Below are 14405 nucleotides of genomic sequence, written 5' to 3'. Positions count from 1 at the left end.
GTACACTCCCCGAAGCAACACGCATGATATCACTCGACGAGGCGGTGACGGCTCGCCTCGAAACCCACGGGGAGCGCTTCGAAGTGCTCGTCGACCCGGACGCCGCGCTCGCGATGAAGCGCGGCGAGTTCGACGGCGAACTGGAGGACGTCATCGCCGCGCGGGACGTCTTCGAGAACGCCTCCCGGGGCGACCGGCCCGCCGAGGAGGACCTCGAAGAGGTGTTCGGGACGACCGAGCCGATGGAGATTATCCCCGACGTCATCGAGCGCGGGGAGATCCAGATCACCGCCGAGCAGCGCGAGGAGATGCAGGAGCAGAAGCGCCGCAAGCTCGTCAACACCATCACGCGGAACGCGGTCAACCCCCAGATGGACAACGCGCCCCACCCGCCCGAGCGCATCGAGAACGCGCTCGAAGAGGCGGGGTTCACGGTGGACCCGATGGAGCCCGCGGAGAGCCAGGTCGACGAGGCGCTGGACGCGCTGCGGCCCGTGATTCCGATCCGCTTCGAGGAGGTCACCGTCGCGGTGAATCTGCCGCCGGACCACGCGGGCAGCGGGCAGGCCAAGATCCGGGAGTTCGGCGAACTCGACCGCGAGGAGTGGCAGGCCGACGGCTCCTGGGTGGGCGTGTTGACGTTCCCGGCCGGGATGCAGAACGACTTCTACGACCTCGTCAACGAGGTCTCGGAGGGGGAGGGCGAGACGACCATCGTGAAGGACAAAGGCGAACTCGACACGCGGTAAGCTATCCTTTCCGGAAGCCGACCAGGAACCCCCCCGTGAATCCGGCGCTGACCGACAGCGTCGAGAGGATGGTGTTCATCCACGACGGCGGCGCAGCGCCGTTGGCGGCCTGCGTGATGTCGAGCATCCCGCCCGTGAGGCGGTCCCAGTCGACCGTCAGGATGCCCCGGGACTCCAGGAACTTGAACAGCGCGAGCTCCAGCCCGACGATGACCGCGATGAGCTTCGCGACCTTCTTGGCCGCGAACCCGATGACGGCGCCGATGCCGGCGCCACCCCCGAATTCCAGCCCGAGGGTCGTCAGATTAATGTCTGCCATACTCGCCCGTCGGTCGGCTACCGGTAAGTCTCTTTTGTCGGTCGCACTGACGCGGTAAGCCGTCCCTACTGGCGCAGTGCGGACGCGTCGGCCGCGTCCTCTGCGGTCAGCGAGTCCAGCACGAGTTCGTCGATGGCTTGCCGCGCCTGCTCGGGCGCGTCCTCGTGGCCGAGCGAGAGCCGGCGCTCGCGGGCGGCGTGAATCAGGTCCGTGACGAGCTGGCCGACGCGCTCGGCGTCCACGTCGCGGAAGACGCCCGCCTCGATGCCGTCTTCGACGACGGCCACGATGCTGCCGCGGATGCGGTCGTAGTGCTCGTCGAACAGCTCGCGGTGGCGCTCGTCGTGCTGGGCGTACGCGTACAGCTCGTGGTACACCTTCATGCGGTCCCAGTGCTCGAACTCCTCGAGCTCCGGGCCGAACAGGCACTGGTCGATGCGCGCGTCGAGTTCCGTCCGCGGGTCCGCGTCCGTGTCCACCTCGACGCTGCCCTCGTACTGGTCGATGACGTACGCGAGAAACGACGACATGAGGTCGTACTTGCCGTCGAAGTGGTAGTGGATCAGCTGGCGTGACTGCTCCATCTCGTCGCCGATGTCCCGCACCCGCAGGTCCTTGTAGCCGTGTTCGCGAAGCGCGCGGAACGTCGCCTCCATGATGGCCTCCCGCGTGTCCGTGGAGCCGGCGTTCCCGTCGGAGTCGCTCATCGTAGTGCCCGTTCGCGCGCGAGGTTGAAGTCAGTTACTACGGCGGACACGCGCGAGCTACGGGCGTACACGCCCGAAATTCAGAGCTCGGGGACGTCCGAGGGCACGTCGAAGTCGTGGTAGTACTCGCCTTTCTCCTTCGAGAGGATGTCGAGGATCGCGGCCGCGCCGTCGCCCGCGGCGATGACGGCCTGCCACTTCTCCGCGCGGCCCATCGCGCCGGTGGCGTACACGCCCTCGACGCTGGTCTCCATGTCGACGTTCACGTCGACGACGTCCTCGTCGGTGAACTCGCAGCCGAGGTCCTCGGCGAGCTCGCGGTTGCCGCCGGTCGCGAGCACGACGTAGTCCGCCTCGTACTCGTCCTCGTCGGTACTGACGACGAACCCGTCGTCGCTCTGCTCGACGCCCGTGACTTCCGCCTCGTGGAGCGTCGCGCCGCGGGCCTCGGCCTGTCCGCGGGCGATGGTGAGGAACTCGTCGCCGCTGATGCTGCGAATCGCGGGGTAGTTGAAGAGGTGGGCCTTCCCCATCCAGGACTCGCCCGTGTCGAAGGCGACGGTGTCGAGGTCGTTCTTCGCTGCGTACTGTGCCGCGGTCAGGCCGGCGGGGCCGCCGCCGACGACTGCTACGTCTGCCATACGCGAGTGGAGCAGCGGCTCGCAGAAGTAGTTTACCAATCGGTAAAAGTCGGCCGGCTGACGAGTTCAGCGGACGAACGGGCCGCGCTGGTGGATCTCCTCGCCGTGCGGGCGGCCGGAGACCGCGACCGCGCGGAGGGCGTCCTCGCTCTCGACGGCGACGTCCTCGGCTTCGACGACGGGGAGTACGTCGCCGACACCGAACGCGTGGCCGTTCACCGCGCCCTCGCCGTCGACGCCGTAGAGGAAGCCGGTCCAGTCCTCCCGGGGCGACCACGTCCACGCGTCCGTGACGGTCGCGTCGAGGTACTCCATCGGCGTGTACAGCGAGAGCGGCGACCCCTCGCCGACGACGGTCGTCACGGTCGCGCCGTCGAGGGACTCCGTCGGGAGGTCGTCGGTACTCGCGTCCTCGTAGCCGGCGTCGGCGTCCTTCCGGTCGCGCGGGAGGTTCACCCAGAGCTGGAGGCCGTTGCAGCCCCGGCCGCCCGCCGGGAACTCCGAGTGACGGATGCCGCTGCCGGCGGTGATGCGCATCGCCTCGCCCTCGCGGGCGGTGTTGGTGACGCCGAGGGAGTCCTCGTGGGCCATCCCGCCGTCGAGCATGTAGGAGACGATCTCGAACCCCTCGTGGGGGTGCATCGGGAACCCCTCGTCGGGCTCGATGTAGAAGCGCTCGAACAGCACGAACGGGTCGAGGTGCCGGGGGAAGCTGTTCGTCGGGAACGCGCGGTTCGAGTTGACGCCGGTGCCGTGCCGGACGGTCTGGCCCGGAACCGGCTGGCTCGGGTCGCTCGAACTCATCGGTCGGCTCCCTCCTCGGGGCTGTCGGGTCGGCGGAGCGGCTGTCTCATGCCCCGCACTTCGTTTACCGGCCGGTAAAGGCTGTCGGAAGGGGCGCTCGCCGCGTCGAGCGGCCGGCGAGGGACGTGTGAGTCGTTCGTCAACCGGTGGCACTCTCCCCGTCCTCCGCACTTTAGTGTGTTTGTACCGTCTGGTAAAACACGGATGAGTGACTTCTCGATAGACGCCGACTGGAGCGAACTGTACGTCGACGGCGAGTGGACGCCCGCCGAGAGCGGCGAGACAATCGACGTCGAGGACCCCTCCACGCGGGAGGTCGTCGCCGAGGTACCGTCCGCTTCGGGAGCCGACGTGAACGCAGCCTACGAGGCCGCTGCGGAAGCCCAGACGGAGTGGGCGGAGGCGCCGCCAGCCCAGCGCGCGGCGGTCGTCCAGCAGTTCCTGGAAGCGCTCCAGGCACACAGCGACGAGGTCGTCGACCTGCTCGCACACGAGGTCGGCGGCTCCGCCATCATGGGCGAGACGTCCATCCAGATCGCCAGCGACCACGCTGGCGAGGCGGCGACGCTGCCGCGGCGGATGAAAGGCGAGCACGCCGAGTCGAACATCCCCGGCAAGGAGAACATCGTCGAGCGCGGGCCGAAGGGCGTGGTGACGGTCATCTCGCCGTGGAACTTCCCGCTGAACCTCAGCGCTCGCGCCGTCCTCCCCGCCATCGCCGCGGGCAACAGCGTCGTGCTGAAGCCCTCGACGAACTCCCCCATCACGGGCGGGCTGCTGTTCGCGAAGCTGTTCGAAGAGACCGACCTCCCCGGCGGCGTACTGAACGTGGTGACGGGCCGGGGCTCGGAGATCGGTGACCGCGTCGCCAGCCACCCCGAGAGCGACGTCGTCTCGTTCACCGGCTCCACGTCGGTCGGCCAGCACGTCGCCGGGCTCGCGGGCGAGAACCTCGCGGTGCCGGCGATGGAGCTCGGCGGCAACAACGCGTTCGTCGTCACCGAGGACGCCGACCTCGACCGCGCCGTCGACGCGGCGACGTTCGGCTCGTTCGTCCATCAGGGACAGGTCTGTATCTCCATCAACCGCCACGTCGTCCACGAAGACGTCTACGACGAGTACGTCGAGAAGCTCACCGAGCGCGCCGAGGAACTCGCCGTCGGGAGCGCGCACGAGGGCGGCACCGTCGTCGGCCCGATCATCGACGAGTCCCAGCGCGACGAGATGCTCGAATACGTCGAGGAGACGGTCGAGGCGGGCGCCACCCTCGAAACCGGCGGCGAAACCGCCGACATCGACGGTGTCGACGATTCGCTGGTCGTCGAGCCGACGGTGCTCTCGGACGTCACCAACGACATGGCGGCCGCCTGCAACGAGCACTTCGGTCCCATCGCGCCCGTGATCCCGTTCTCGGACGTCGACGAGGCCGTCGAAATCGCCAACGACACCGAGTACGGCCTCTCCGGCGCCGTGCACTCGGGCGACCTCTCGGTCGCACGGGAGATCGCCGACCGCATGGAGACCGGGAACGTCCACATCAACGACCAGCCGATCAACGACGAGGCTCACGTGCCGTTCAGCGGCATCGGCGCGTCCGGCGTCGGCGAGTACAACAGCGACGCGTTCCTCCGGGAGATCACCGAGACGAAGTGGATCTCCGTCCAGCACGAGCCCCGCGAGTACCCGTTCTGACCGGGCGATACCGGGAGCCGTTATCCGCGCCCGGGGCTTAAGTAGCGCCGGGGCGTAGTACGCGTCGAGTGACAGGAACAGCGACCAAGACGGCGGTCGTGGCCAAGCGCGTCGACGACGGCGAGGCCGACACCGCCGAAATCAGGGACCTCGTCCGAGCCGCGGGCTACGAGGTCGGCGGCGAAGTGACCCAGACCCGTACCGCCGACCCCGCGCTCCAGCTCGGCGAGGGGAAAGTCGAGGAGCTCGCGGCGCTCGTCGCGGAGACGGGCGCGGAGCGCGTCGTCTTCGACAACCGCCTCGGCCCCTACCAGACGTACAACCTCGGCCAGCGGCTGCCCGAGAACACGGAAGTCGTCGACCGCTTCCGGCTCATCCTCGACATCTTCGGCCAGCGCGCTCGGACGCGGAAGGCCCAGCTGCAGGTCGAGCTCGCGGAGCTGCGCTACGAGCTCCCGCGCGCGGAGGCGAAGACCAGCCTCGCGAAGCGCGACGAGCGCCCCGGGTTCATGGGCCTCGGCGAGTACGACGAGAGTCGCGAGCAGGACATCAAGGCCCAGATCAGCCGCATCCGGGACGAACTGGAGAGCATCGAGAAGACCGAACGGCAGCGCCGGGAGACCCGCCGCGAGTCCGGCTTCGAGCTGGTGGCCCTCGCCGGGTACACGAACGCCGGGAAGTCGACGCTGCTGCGGCGGCTCGCCGACGACCTCGACGTCGACGAGAACGACGACCTCCACCCCGACCTCGACACCACCGCCGAGTCCCAGGACAGGCTGTTCACGACGCTGGGGACGACGACCCGCCGGCTGGAGATGGACCGCCGGGACGTCCTGCTGACGGACACGGTCGGGTTCATCAGCGACCTCCCGCACTGGCTCGTGGAGTCGTTCAAGTCCACCCTGGAGTCCGTCTACCAGGCCGACCTCGTGCTGCTGGTGGTGGACGCCAGCGAGCCCCTCGACGACATCCGCGAGAAGCTCGTCACCAGCCACGACACGCTCTACGAGCGCAACGAGGCCCCCATCGTCACCGTGTTCAACAAGGTGGACAAGGTCGACGACGACGAGCTCGCGGAGAAACAGGAGGCGCTGTCCGCGCTCGCGCCGAACCCCATCGCGGTCAGCGGGAGGGAAGGGATCGACGTCGACGCGCTCCGCGAGCGCATCGACGACGAACTGCCGCCCCGCGAACGCGAGACGCTCGTCCTCCCGATGACCGAGGACACGATGAGCGTGGTGTCGTGGGTCCACGACCACGCCCACGTCCGCGACGTCGACTACGGCGACGAGCAGGTCGTCGTCGACTTCGAGGCGCGCCCCCCAGTCGTCGAGAAGTCCCGCGCGAAGGCCAGCGACCTCGTCGCGGAAGCCTAGAGTTCGCGCTTCTCCTTGCTGACGACCTCGACGCCCTCGATAGCGGTGCCGGGGTACTGGCCGTCGTCGTCCTTCTCCGCGGCCTTCACCATGTCCCAGACGACGTTCAGGCCGGTCGTCACGCCCTCCAGGGCCTCCATCTCGCAGCCCGTCTTCCCGGTGGTCTCGACGGCGACTTCGAGAATCACGCGGTCCTCGCGCACGTCGAAGTCCGTCTCGACGTTCGTGATGGGGATCTGGTGGCACATCGGAATCGTCTCCCACGTGTGCTTGACCGCCTGCACGGCGCCGACGCGCGCGGTCGCGAGCACGTCGCCCTTCCCGATTTCGTCGCCGCGAATCGCGTCGACAGTCGACGCCGAGAGGCGAATCTCGCCGCGCGCGACCGCGCGGCGCGCCGTGTCGGGCTTGTCGCCGACGTCCACCATCTGCACGTCGCCGTCCTCGGTCGTGTGCGTGAGGTCGTCTCCGGGATCGTCGCTAGTCATCAGAACCACCCCACAGCGCCGCGGGAAGCGCGTCCACCAGGTCGGTCGCGAGCAGACCGTAGCCGTGGTCGTCGACGGCGTAGTCGCCGGCGGCGCCGTTCGCGTACGCGCCGACACTCGCTGCGGGGAGCGCGTCCAGCGTCGAGAACATCGCGGCCGTCGCGCCCGCGAGCACGTCGCCGGTGCCGCCGACGGTCATTCCCGGGTTCCCGGTGCGGTTCACGCGCGTCGTCTCGCCGTCCGAAATTACGTCGTAGGCGCCCTTCACGAGGACCGTCTGCCCGAGGTCGGCGGCGAAGGCTCCGACGGTGTCCGCGCGCTCACGCCAGTCGTCTTCCGCGGGACCGCCCATCTTCCGGAGTTCTCCCTGGTGGGGCGTGCAGACGAGGTCGGCGTCCGTCTCGACGTCGGGGACGACCTGGAGAGCGTCGGCGTCGACGACCGCGCGGCCGTCGTACGAGGCGAGGAACTCTCGGACCGCTGCGAGCGTGTCGCTGGCGTCGCCGAGTCCCGGCCCGAGGACGACCACGTCGACGTCCGCGGCGCGGTCGAGAATCTCGTCGACGTGCTCGGGGAGCAGGCGCGTGCCGACGTACGAGTCGACGATGAGGTTCTCGCTGTACCCCTTCACGGTGTCCGCGATGCTGTCGGGGACCGCGAGGTACGCGAGGTCCGCGCCCGCCCGCAGCGCCGCCCGCGCGCTCAACGCTGGCGCACCCGTGTAGGGACCGCCGCCGACGACGAGCACGCGCCCGAAGTCGCCCTTGTGGGCCTGCGGGTCGCGTTCGAGCTGCTGGAGGTCGCCCGGCCCGACGAACAGTTCCGCCGCGTCGGGGATGCCGATGTCCGCGACGGTGACGTCCTCGCGGTCCGCGAGCGCGGGCTTCACGTCGTGGAACGTCACCACGCGGTCGGCGTCGACGGCGGCGCCGGGCGTCTCGCCGGTGTCGGCGTCCATCCCCGAGGGGACGTCGACGGCGACGACCGGCGCGTCGGCGCCGTTGATCGCTTCGATTGCTGTGGCTTCTGGCTCACGGGGCGCACCCGAGACGCCGGTGCCGAGCACGGCGTCCACGACGACGTCCGGGTCGCCGAGGTCGAGGGACTCGGAGTCTTTGACGACTTCCGTGGGGAGTTCGGCCTGCTGGAGCGCCGCCCAGTTCTCGCGGCTGATGTCCGTCGTGATTGTCTCGGGCCGACCGAGCAGGTGGACGGTGACGTCGTACTCGCCGAGGAAGCGTGCCGCGACGAACGCGTCCCCGCCGTTGTTCCCGCGGCCCGCGACGACGGCGACGCTCGCGCCCGCGTCGGCGGTCTCGCGGACGGCACACGCGACGGCGTTCCCGCTGGACTCCATCAGCTGCTTGCGCGGCACGCCGACCGCCGCCGCGTTCCGGTCGACGGCGGCCATCCGCTCGCTGGTGATCATGTCCGGACGTTCGGCGGGGGCCGCCGTAAAAACTCCGCGTGCGGGATCACCGGCGGATCTCGAACCCGTCGAAGCCCTCCGGGTCGCCGTACTCGACCTCGACGTCGTCGACGCGCGCCGCGGGGCTGCCCTCGTGGCACCACTCGACCATCGCCTCGACGTCGTCTTCGAGGCCCTCGAAGACCGCCTCCACGCGGCCGTCCCGGAGGTTCCGTACCCAGCCGTCGACGCCGCGGTCGGTCGCCTGCTCGCGGGTGGTCGCGCGGTAGTAGACGCCCTGTACCTTCCCGGAGACGAACACCCGTGCGCGAGTCCGCTCGCTCATGTCACCGAGTGGGGCGGCGTCCGTCAAAAAGCTACGCGCGGGTCACTCGTCGCCGCCCGAACGGAGGTAGTGGAAGAGGTAGGTCTGCGTGTAGCCGGCGTACGGGCCGAGTCGCTGCCGGATAGCGCGGGAGGTGTCGGCGTAGTTGCCGCAGTCGCAGTCCGGGTAGTGGTCCTCGATTGCCGACCGAATCCACGTGTCCAGCGGGACCGCTTCGAGGTAGCCCAGCGAGAACAGCAGGACGCAGTCCGCGACCTTGTCGCCGACGCCGACGAACCCCGTGAGCTCCTCGCGGGCGAGTTCGTACGCCCGTCCGTCGACGTCGCGCTCGGCGAGCTCGCCGGACGCGACCATCTCCGCGGTCCGCTGGACGTACGGCGCGCGGTAGCCGAGTTTCAGCTCGCGGAGGTCGTCCTCGGTGGCGGCCGCGAGGGCTTCCGGCTCGGGGAACGCGTGGACGGTCTCGCCGTCGTAGTCGATCGGCTCGCCGTAGTGTTCGCGGAGGGACTCCTGCATCGCGAAGATGCGCTCGACGCGCATCTGCGCCGAGCAGATGAACGATACCAGGCAGCCGAAGAACGGGTCGCGGACGATGCGGAGGCCGTCGTAGGCGTCCCACGCGGCCGCCGTGAGGTCGTCGTCGACGGCGGCGGCGCGAATCTCGTGGAGGTCGTCGTTCAGCCCGAGCAGTTCGCGCACCAGCGGGTCGGCGTCGGTCGTGGACTGCCACTCGACCGCGTCCGTGGTCTGGCGGACTTCGACGACGTCGCCGTCGACGACGGTGCGGTACCACGCGTCGCCGCCGTACGCGCCGTCGGTCTCGTAGGTCGCGCCGTCGGGACGCCACCAGAGGTACGTCTGTCCGCTCTCCAGGGTCGACTGCACGTCGACAGCGCCCGGGACGTCGGCCGTCGGAATGGCGCCGCGCTCCATCTCGGGCGGGCTTGGCGGCGCTGTGGGAAGACGCAATCGGTTTCGGGCTAACCTTCTTCTACGTCGCCCGCGAACACGTCACGTAGCTATGGATTGTAGGGTGGTCGTCGAAGCAGCGGTCCCCGTCTACGACGTCGAGACACCCGACGAAGCGGTCCGCATCGCCATCTCGAAGACCGGCGAGATGCTGAACCCGGACCTGAACTACGTCGAGATCAACATGGGCGAGCGCTCCTGCCCGCACTGCGGGGAAGCCCTCGACCCCGCGTTCGTCGCCGCCGACGAGAGCCTCGTCGCGCTCGAACTGGAGATGAGCGTGTTCAACGTCGAGCGCGAGGAGCACGCCTCCCGGATCGCGCGCAAGGAGATCGGCCAGCGCCTGGAGAACATCCCGCTAGAGGTGCTGCACGTCGAGGAGGAAGTCGAAGCCGAGAGCGACGCGGAGAACGCGGAAGCGGCGAACGGCGAGGAGAGCGAAGCGAGGGACGACGAGGACGGAGACGGAGCGTAGCGGCGCTGCTAGACGGTTCCGGGTCGCGCGAGGAGACGTCGCGTTTCGCTACGTTAGTCGGCCTGGGCGGGGACGGCTTCCTGTTCTTCGGTGTCTTCCATCGCCGAAGTGATGCCGCCCGCGAGCGCGAAAACAGCTGCTTTGTGGTCAGTTTTCGATTTGTGAATGGATGTGGGTCGTACGCCGAGGTCCTCGTACTCGTCGAGGGAAATCTCGTCGGATTCACATTCCTCGTAGTAGTTCCCGACCTCTGCGAGGAGGCCGTGAAGGTGGATGAGCTCCTGCTTCTTCATGGCAGCCAATTCTAACGGTCACGGGGTTATAGTATTATCCTGAGACCTGTTACCACGGTTCTCTCTCCCGTGGGCCGCCGTATCTCACCCGGGTTTTTGAAAGGCTTTTGTGCGGGCCGCCACTTCGAACCGGTATGGACTACGAAGAGCAACTCGACCGCGCGATGCAGGACAAGTCCGACGTCGCGGGCAGCGAGAGCCGATTCGAGGTGCCGGAGCCGAACGTCCGCGAGGAAGGCAACGTCACCGTCTACGAGAACTTCCAGGACACCCTCGACCGCCTCGGCCGCGAGGAGGACCACGTCCTGAAGTTCATCCAGAACGAGCTCGGGACGAGCGCCCAGATCGACGAGCGCGGGCGCGCCCGGCTCACCGGCGAGTTCCGCCAGCGCCGCGTCGAGGACGTCCTCGACGAGTACGTCGACACGTACGTCCTCTGCCCGGAGTGCGGGCTGCCGGACACGAACCTCGAAGTCGAGGACGACACCGAGCGCCTCCACTGCGAGGCGTGTGGCGCCCGTTCGGCGGTGTAGAAGCTACTGTAGTCGTTTCAGGTTCTCCAGGTCGCGGTCGGTCCGCATGAACTCCGCGGTCCGCCGCGTCGCGTGGCAGTTCGGACAACTGAAGTTCTTGTCGTGCGTGGGCAGCTCGCTCGGCGTGCTCTCCCACCGTTTCTGGCATTCAGGACAGGATAACTGCACGTACGCCTCGTGCGCCATGCCCGCAACTGCGACGGCTGCGGGGAAAAAGGTTGAGGCCGGTCCTCGCGCAGTCGGACTCTCGGGTAATCTGCCGGTAACGTACCGAGTCTCGTCGCCCGAGCAGCCGGCTCGGGACCGTTCAGTCCCAGGTGACCCACAACAGGAACCCGATAGCAGCGGTCTCCAGCAGCCGCAGCGCCATCATCGCCGTCGCCGAGATCGACGGCAGGCCGCTGAACCACGCCGTCAGCTGGGCGTGCATCGCGAAGTAGTAGAGCCCGAGGAGGTTCTCGCCGAGTAACAGCAAGCCGAACAGGAGGAGGCCGAGCGCGTGCTTCGAATGCATCTGGCGGTAGTTGCGAGCCCACACGCTGCAGAGCGCGAGCAGCGCGAGGACGTTGAGCGCCATCGCGGCTCGCGTGACGTCCGCCCAGACGGTCATCTACACCACCGTTGGGAGGAGCGGTAGTTATACACTTTCCCAAATTCCGCCGATATTCGGTTCGTAGCGCGCATCACTCGACTTCCTCCATGATCTCCTCGACGGTGTCCCAGTGGTCTCTCACGGCGTCCGTCGGCAGGTACACCGCGCCGTAGTCGTCGCCGCTGGCTTCGACGATGTCGTTGTCGACGAGCACGTCCAGGTGGTGGCGGACCGTCTTGTAGTCGAGGTCCAGGTCCTCCGCGAGCTGGTTCGCGTTCCTCGGCCGCTCGGCGACCGCACGCAGGATGCGGACGCGGTTCGGGCCGCCGCGCGTCCCAGTCAACACGTACCAGAGCGCGGCCTCCATCGCCTCGTGAGACGCGGCGCAGGCCCGTAAAACCACCCGAGCCCGCGTCGCGTGCCGGCTTCCGGGCGCTCAGACGGTGAACAGGTGGCCGGACTCGGGCACGTCGAAGAGCCCGATACGGGCACCGGCGTCCAGCCACGCGTGCCCGTAGGAGAACGCCGCGAGCGCGTTCACGGGGTCGTCGTGCTCGCGGAAGTGACGGCCGTCGTCGAGGTACGACTGCGCCATCTCCTCGTACTCGGCGGCGGCCTCGCCGAGCGGCGTGTCGGCGGGCGGAACGGCTTCGGCTTCCGCGAGCGCCTCCGCCAGCAGGCCCTCGTAGCGGTCCATCTTCTCGTGGAGGTCGGCGGGCATACGGGAACGTGGGGGACGTGCGGCGTAAGCGCTGGGGTGTCGAACGGGGTGGCGGCACGCTTCCCGGTCAACACAACCTACAAGCGCCGCGGGCGTCGAGTAGTAGGCATGACCGCGGACCCGAAGGTGGAGATCTACACGAAGACGGACTGTCCGTACTGCGAGAAAGCCAAGGGCCTCTTCGACGAGAAGGGCGTCGACTACGTGACGTACAACGTCACGGGCGACGAGGAGCTGTTCGAGGAGATGAGAGCGCGCGCGGACGGCCGCGAGACCGCGCCCGAGGTGTTCATCGACGACGAGCTCATCGGCGGCTGGGACGACACGCACGAACTCGACCAGAGCGGCGAGCTCGACGAGAAGCTCGGCATCGCGGACGACAGCACCGACGACGTCGTCGAACACCGGAAGCTCGTCATCACGGGGACGGGCATCGCGGCGCTGACGGCGGGCATCTACGCGGCGCGGTCGAACAACGACCCGCTGCTGTTCGAGGGCGACGAGCCCGGCGGCCAGCTCACGCTCACCACGGAGGTCGAGAACTACCCCGGGTTCCCGGAGGGCATCTCGGGGCCGGACCTCATCAACAACATGAAAGAGCAGGCCAAGCGCTTCGGCGCTGAACTCGAACACGGCGTCGTGGAGCACGTCGACGACTCCCAGCGGCCGTTCCGCGTGGAGCTGGCGAACGGCGACGTCTACACCGCGGACGCCGTCATCGCGGCGTCCGGGGCGAGCGCGCGCACGCTCGGCATCCCGGGTGAGGACGAGCTGATGGGGTACGGCGTCTCGACGTGCGCGACCTGCGACGGCGCGTTCTTCAAGGGCGAGGACATGGTCGTCGTCGGTGGCGGCGACGCGGCCGCCGAGGAGGCCAGCTTCCTCACGAAGTTCGCCGATACAGTCTACCTCGTCCACCGCCGCGACGAGCTCCGGGCGGAGGACTACTGGCAGGAGCGCGTCCAGGAGCACGTCGACAACGGCGACATGCAGGTGCTCTGGAACACGGAGGCCGTCGAGATCGAGGGGACGCCCGAGTCCGGCGTCGACGACGTGACGCTGGTGCGCCACCCCGAGGGTCACCCGACCGCGAAGCTCGACGACGACGAGACCGAGCAGTTCGCGCTGTCCGTCGGCGCGTTCTTCGTCGCCATCGGCCACACGCCGAACACGGGCTACCTCGAAGACACGGGCGTCGAGCTCGACGACGAGGGGTACATCATAACGCGCGGCGGCAAGGGAGGCGGCCAGACGCGAACGGACGTCGGCGGTATCTTCGGCGCGGGCGACGTCGTCGACTACCACTACCAGCAGGCTGTCACCGCTGCCGGCATGGGCTGTAAGGCCGCGCTGGACGCCGACGAGTACCTGGAGAGCGAGGCGAGCGCGAGCGCCGCGGAAGGCACCGAGGCCGCGCCCGCCGACGACTGACCGGACGGCCGCGTCGTAACCGCGTGTCGGTGCGTTTTTCTTCGCGGTGACACCTGTGGGAGTATGTCGAATCGCATACTTGCAGTGGCAGTGGTCGCGCTCGTCGCGCTCGCCGGCTGTACGGGGGGCGTTCCCGGCGACGACGGCGCGTCCTCGGACGCGACGAGTGACCTCCCGCCGGTCGCCGAACAGACCTGGGTCGACGACAACGAGAGCGTGGCGTACGAGCGGCTCCAGGAGAGCCACGCGAACGTCATCGCGAACGCGTCTAGCTTCGAGTACGCGCAGAACACGTCCAGCGACGGCGGCGCCGAGTCGACGTCCAGAGTCCTCGTGGACCGGGACGCGGAGACCGTGCTACTGCAGATCGCGACCACGCGTGGCGGGACCGAGCAGACCCAGAACACGTACGTCGCCGACGGCGTGGCGTACTCGCAGTCCGGGACGGACGGCGAGTACCGGTACGGCAGCCAGAACGTGACCAGCGGGGAGTTCGAACAGCTCGTCGACCAGCAGTCCCGGCTGCGGACGACCGGTGGCGTCTTCGACGCTCTGGAGTTCGAGTACGTCGGGACCGAGGACGGCGCGTACCGCTTCGAGGCTGACAGCATCGCGTCCTCGGAGGACACGAGCTTCGACGCGAGCGACGTCACCGAGTCGTCGGCGACGCTCGTCGTCGACGACGACGGGTACGTCCGAACGCTGTCGCTGACGCTGACCGTCGACGAGGGCGACGGCGAGTCGACGGCGTCGCTGTCGTTGTCGACGACGGGCGTGAACGAGACGACCGTCGAGGAGCCGTCGTGGACGGACGAAGCGGCGTAGCCCGCTTTCCACATCTCTTTTAGTCGGGGTCCCGTC

20 protein-coding genes are annotated in these 14405 nt (G+C 68.5%); 7 read left to right on the top strand and 13 right to left on the bottom strand.

The genetic code is table 11. From position 1 onward, the window contains the following. Positions 1 to 23 precede the first annotated feature (23 nt). A complete protein-coding gene (locus tag G9C83_RS13525) occupies positions 24 to 749 on the top strand; it encodes a ribosome assembly factor SBDS (protein WP_167246762.1) in 726 nt (241 codons plus the stop codon). Between the two features lies 1 nt (position 750). Here the strand turns inward: G9C83_RS13525 and G9C83_RS13520 are convergent, their stop codons facing one another. The 4 genes from G9C83_RS13520 to G9C83_RS13505 form a co-directional block, all read right to left on the bottom strand. Then, positions 751 to 1068, bottom strand: coding sequence for an FUN14 domain-containing protein (locus G9C83_RS13520; RefSeq protein WP_167246760.1), 318 nt, complete (start codon positions 1066 to 1068; stop codon positions 751 to 753). A 65-nt stretch (positions 1069 to 1133) separates the two neighbouring features. Then, complete coding sequence (locus tag G9C83_RS13515) at positions 1134 to 1775, bottom strand: TetR/AcrR family transcriptional regulator (protein WP_167246758.1); 642 nt, start codon at positions 1773 to 1775, stop codon at positions 1134 to 1136. A gap of 80 nt (positions 1776 to 1855) precedes the next feature. Further along, positions 1856 to 2431 (bottom strand): NAD(P)/FAD-dependent oxidoreductase, encoded by a 576-nt coding sequence (locus tag G9C83_RS13510; protein WP_279587201.1) that lies wholly within the window; start codon positions 2429 to 2431, stop codon positions 1856 to 1858. Positions 2432 to 2482: 51 nt separating this feature from the next. Continuing rightward, on the bottom strand, positions 2483 to 3220 hold the full coding sequence (locus G9C83_RS13505; protein WP_167246754.1) for a pirin family protein: 738 nt from the start codon (positions 3218 to 3220) through the stop codon (positions 2483 to 2485). A gap of 204 nt (positions 3221 to 3424) precedes the next feature. Between G9C83_RS13505 and G9C83_RS13500 the strand changes: the two genes are divergently transcribed. Beyond that, entirely contained in the window at positions 3425 to 4912 is a 1488-nt protein-coding gene (locus G9C83_RS13500) for an aldehyde dehydrogenase family protein (RefSeq protein WP_167246752.1), read from the top strand. 68 nt (positions 4913 to 4980) lie between these two features. Beyond that, positions 4981 to 6288, top strand: a complete 1308-nt coding sequence (hflX, locus tag G9C83_RS13495; RefSeq protein WP_167246750.1) for a GTPase HflX — start codon at positions 4981 to 4983, stop codon at positions 6286 to 6288. Here hflX and moaC read toward each other — a convergent pair. The 4 genes from moaC to G9C83_RS13475 are packed head-to-tail and all read right to left on the bottom strand — an operon-like array spanning position 6285 to position 9463. Next, entirely contained in the window at positions 6285 to 6776 is a 492-nt protein-coding gene (moaC, locus tag G9C83_RS13490; RefSeq protein WP_167246748.1) for a cyclic pyranopterin monophosphate synthase MoaC, read from the bottom strand. The two genes, hflX and moaC, sit on opposite strands and share 4 nt — an antisense overlap. Continuing rightward, the gene (locus G9C83_RS13485) at positions 6769 to 8205 is read right to left on the bottom strand and encodes an NAD(P)H-hydrate dehydratase (protein WP_167246746.1); all 1437 of its coding nucleotides are present in this window, start codon (positions 8203 to 8205) and stop codon (positions 6769 to 6771) included. The genes moaC and G9C83_RS13485 overlap by 8 nt, the downstream gene beginning before the upstream one ends. Positions 8206 to 8251: 46 nt before the next feature. Beyond that, a complete protein-coding gene (locus G9C83_RS13480; protein WP_167246744.1) occupies positions 8252 to 8530 on the bottom strand; it encodes an acylphosphatase in 279 nt (92 codons plus the stop codon). Between the two features lie 42 nt (positions 8531 to 8572). After that, positions 8573 to 9463 (bottom strand): DNA-3-methyladenine glycosylase, encoded by an 891-nt coding sequence (locus G9C83_RS13475; protein ID WP_167246742.1) that lies wholly within the window; start codon positions 9461 to 9463, stop codon positions 8573 to 8575. An 88-nt stretch (positions 9464 to 9551) separates the two neighbouring features. Here G9C83_RS13475 and G9C83_RS13470 point away from each other — a divergent pair, with 88 nt between their 5' ends. Further along, positions 9552 to 9974, top strand: a complete 423-nt coding sequence (locus G9C83_RS13470) for a DUF555 domain-containing protein (protein ID WP_167246740.1) — start codon at positions 9552 to 9554, stop codon at positions 9972 to 9974. Positions 9975 to 10027: 53 nt separating this feature from the next. Here the strand turns inward: G9C83_RS13470 and G9C83_RS13465 are convergent, their stop codons facing one another. Next, a complete protein-coding gene (locus G9C83_RS13465; protein ID WP_167246738.1) occupies positions 10028 to 10267 on the bottom strand; it encodes a UPF0058 family protein in 240 nt (79 codons plus the stop codon). Positions 10268 to 10401: 134 nt separating this feature from the next. Here G9C83_RS13465 and G9C83_RS13460 point away from each other — a divergent pair, with 134 nt between their 5' ends. Then, a complete protein-coding gene (locus tag G9C83_RS13460) occupies positions 10402 to 10800 on the top strand; it encodes a translation initiation factor IF-2 subunit beta (protein WP_167246736.1) in 399 nt (132 codons plus the stop codon). A gap of 3 nt (positions 10801 to 10803) precedes the next feature. On the opposite strand, the gene G9C83_RS13455 is transcribed toward G9C83_RS13460, so the two are convergent. The 4 genes from G9C83_RS13455 to G9C83_RS13440 all read right to left on the bottom strand — a co-directional run bounded on the left by G9C83_RS13455 (position 10804) and on the right by G9C83_RS13440 (position 12113). Continuing rightward, positions 10804 to 10986: a hypothetical protein gene (locus G9C83_RS13455; protein WP_167246734.1), complete on the bottom strand. Its 183-nt coding sequence runs from the start codon at positions 10984 to 10986 to the stop codon at positions 10804 to 10806. Between the two features lie 121 nt (positions 10987 to 11107). After that, positions 11108 to 11410 carry a hypothetical protein gene (locus G9C83_RS13450; RefSeq protein ID WP_167246732.1) on the bottom strand — a complete coding sequence of 101 codons (303 nt, stop codon included), beginning with the start codon at positions 11408 to 11410 and terminating at the stop codon, positions 11108 to 11110. A gap of 73 nt (positions 11411 to 11483) precedes the next feature. Continuing rightward, positions 11484 to 11759 (bottom strand): winged helix-turn-helix domain-containing protein, encoded by a 276-nt coding sequence (locus G9C83_RS13445; RefSeq protein WP_167246730.1) that lies wholly within the window; start codon positions 11757 to 11759, stop codon positions 11484 to 11486. Between the two features lie 69 nt (positions 11760 to 11828). Beyond that, positions 11829 to 12113 carry a DUF357 domain-containing protein gene (locus tag G9C83_RS13440; protein WP_167246728.1) on the bottom strand — a complete coding sequence of 95 codons (285 nt, stop codon included), beginning with the start codon at positions 12111 to 12113 and terminating at the stop codon, positions 11829 to 11831. Positions 12114 to 12221: 108 nt separating this feature from the next. On the opposite strand from G9C83_RS13440, the gene G9C83_RS13435 reads away from it, so the two are divergent. Further along, positions 12222 to 13544, top strand: a complete 1323-nt coding sequence (locus tag G9C83_RS13435; RefSeq protein WP_167246725.1) for an FAD-dependent oxidoreductase — start codon at positions 12222 to 12224, stop codon at positions 13542 to 13544. A 63-nt stretch (positions 13545 to 13607) separates the two neighbouring features. Further along, entirely contained in the window at positions 13608 to 14369 is a 762-nt protein-coding gene (locus tag G9C83_RS13430; RefSeq protein WP_167246723.1) for a hypothetical protein, read from the top strand. Positions 14370 to 14405: the final 36 nt, after the last annotated feature.

Source organism: Halobacterium sp. R2-5 (assembly GCF_011734195.1).
Classification (GTDB): domain Archaea; phylum Halobacteriota; class Halobacteria; order Halobacteriales; family Halobacteriaceae; genus Halobacterium.
The sequence above is the reverse complement of the archived record's forward strand: the minus strand, read 5'-3'. Positions and strand labels throughout refer to the sequence as shown.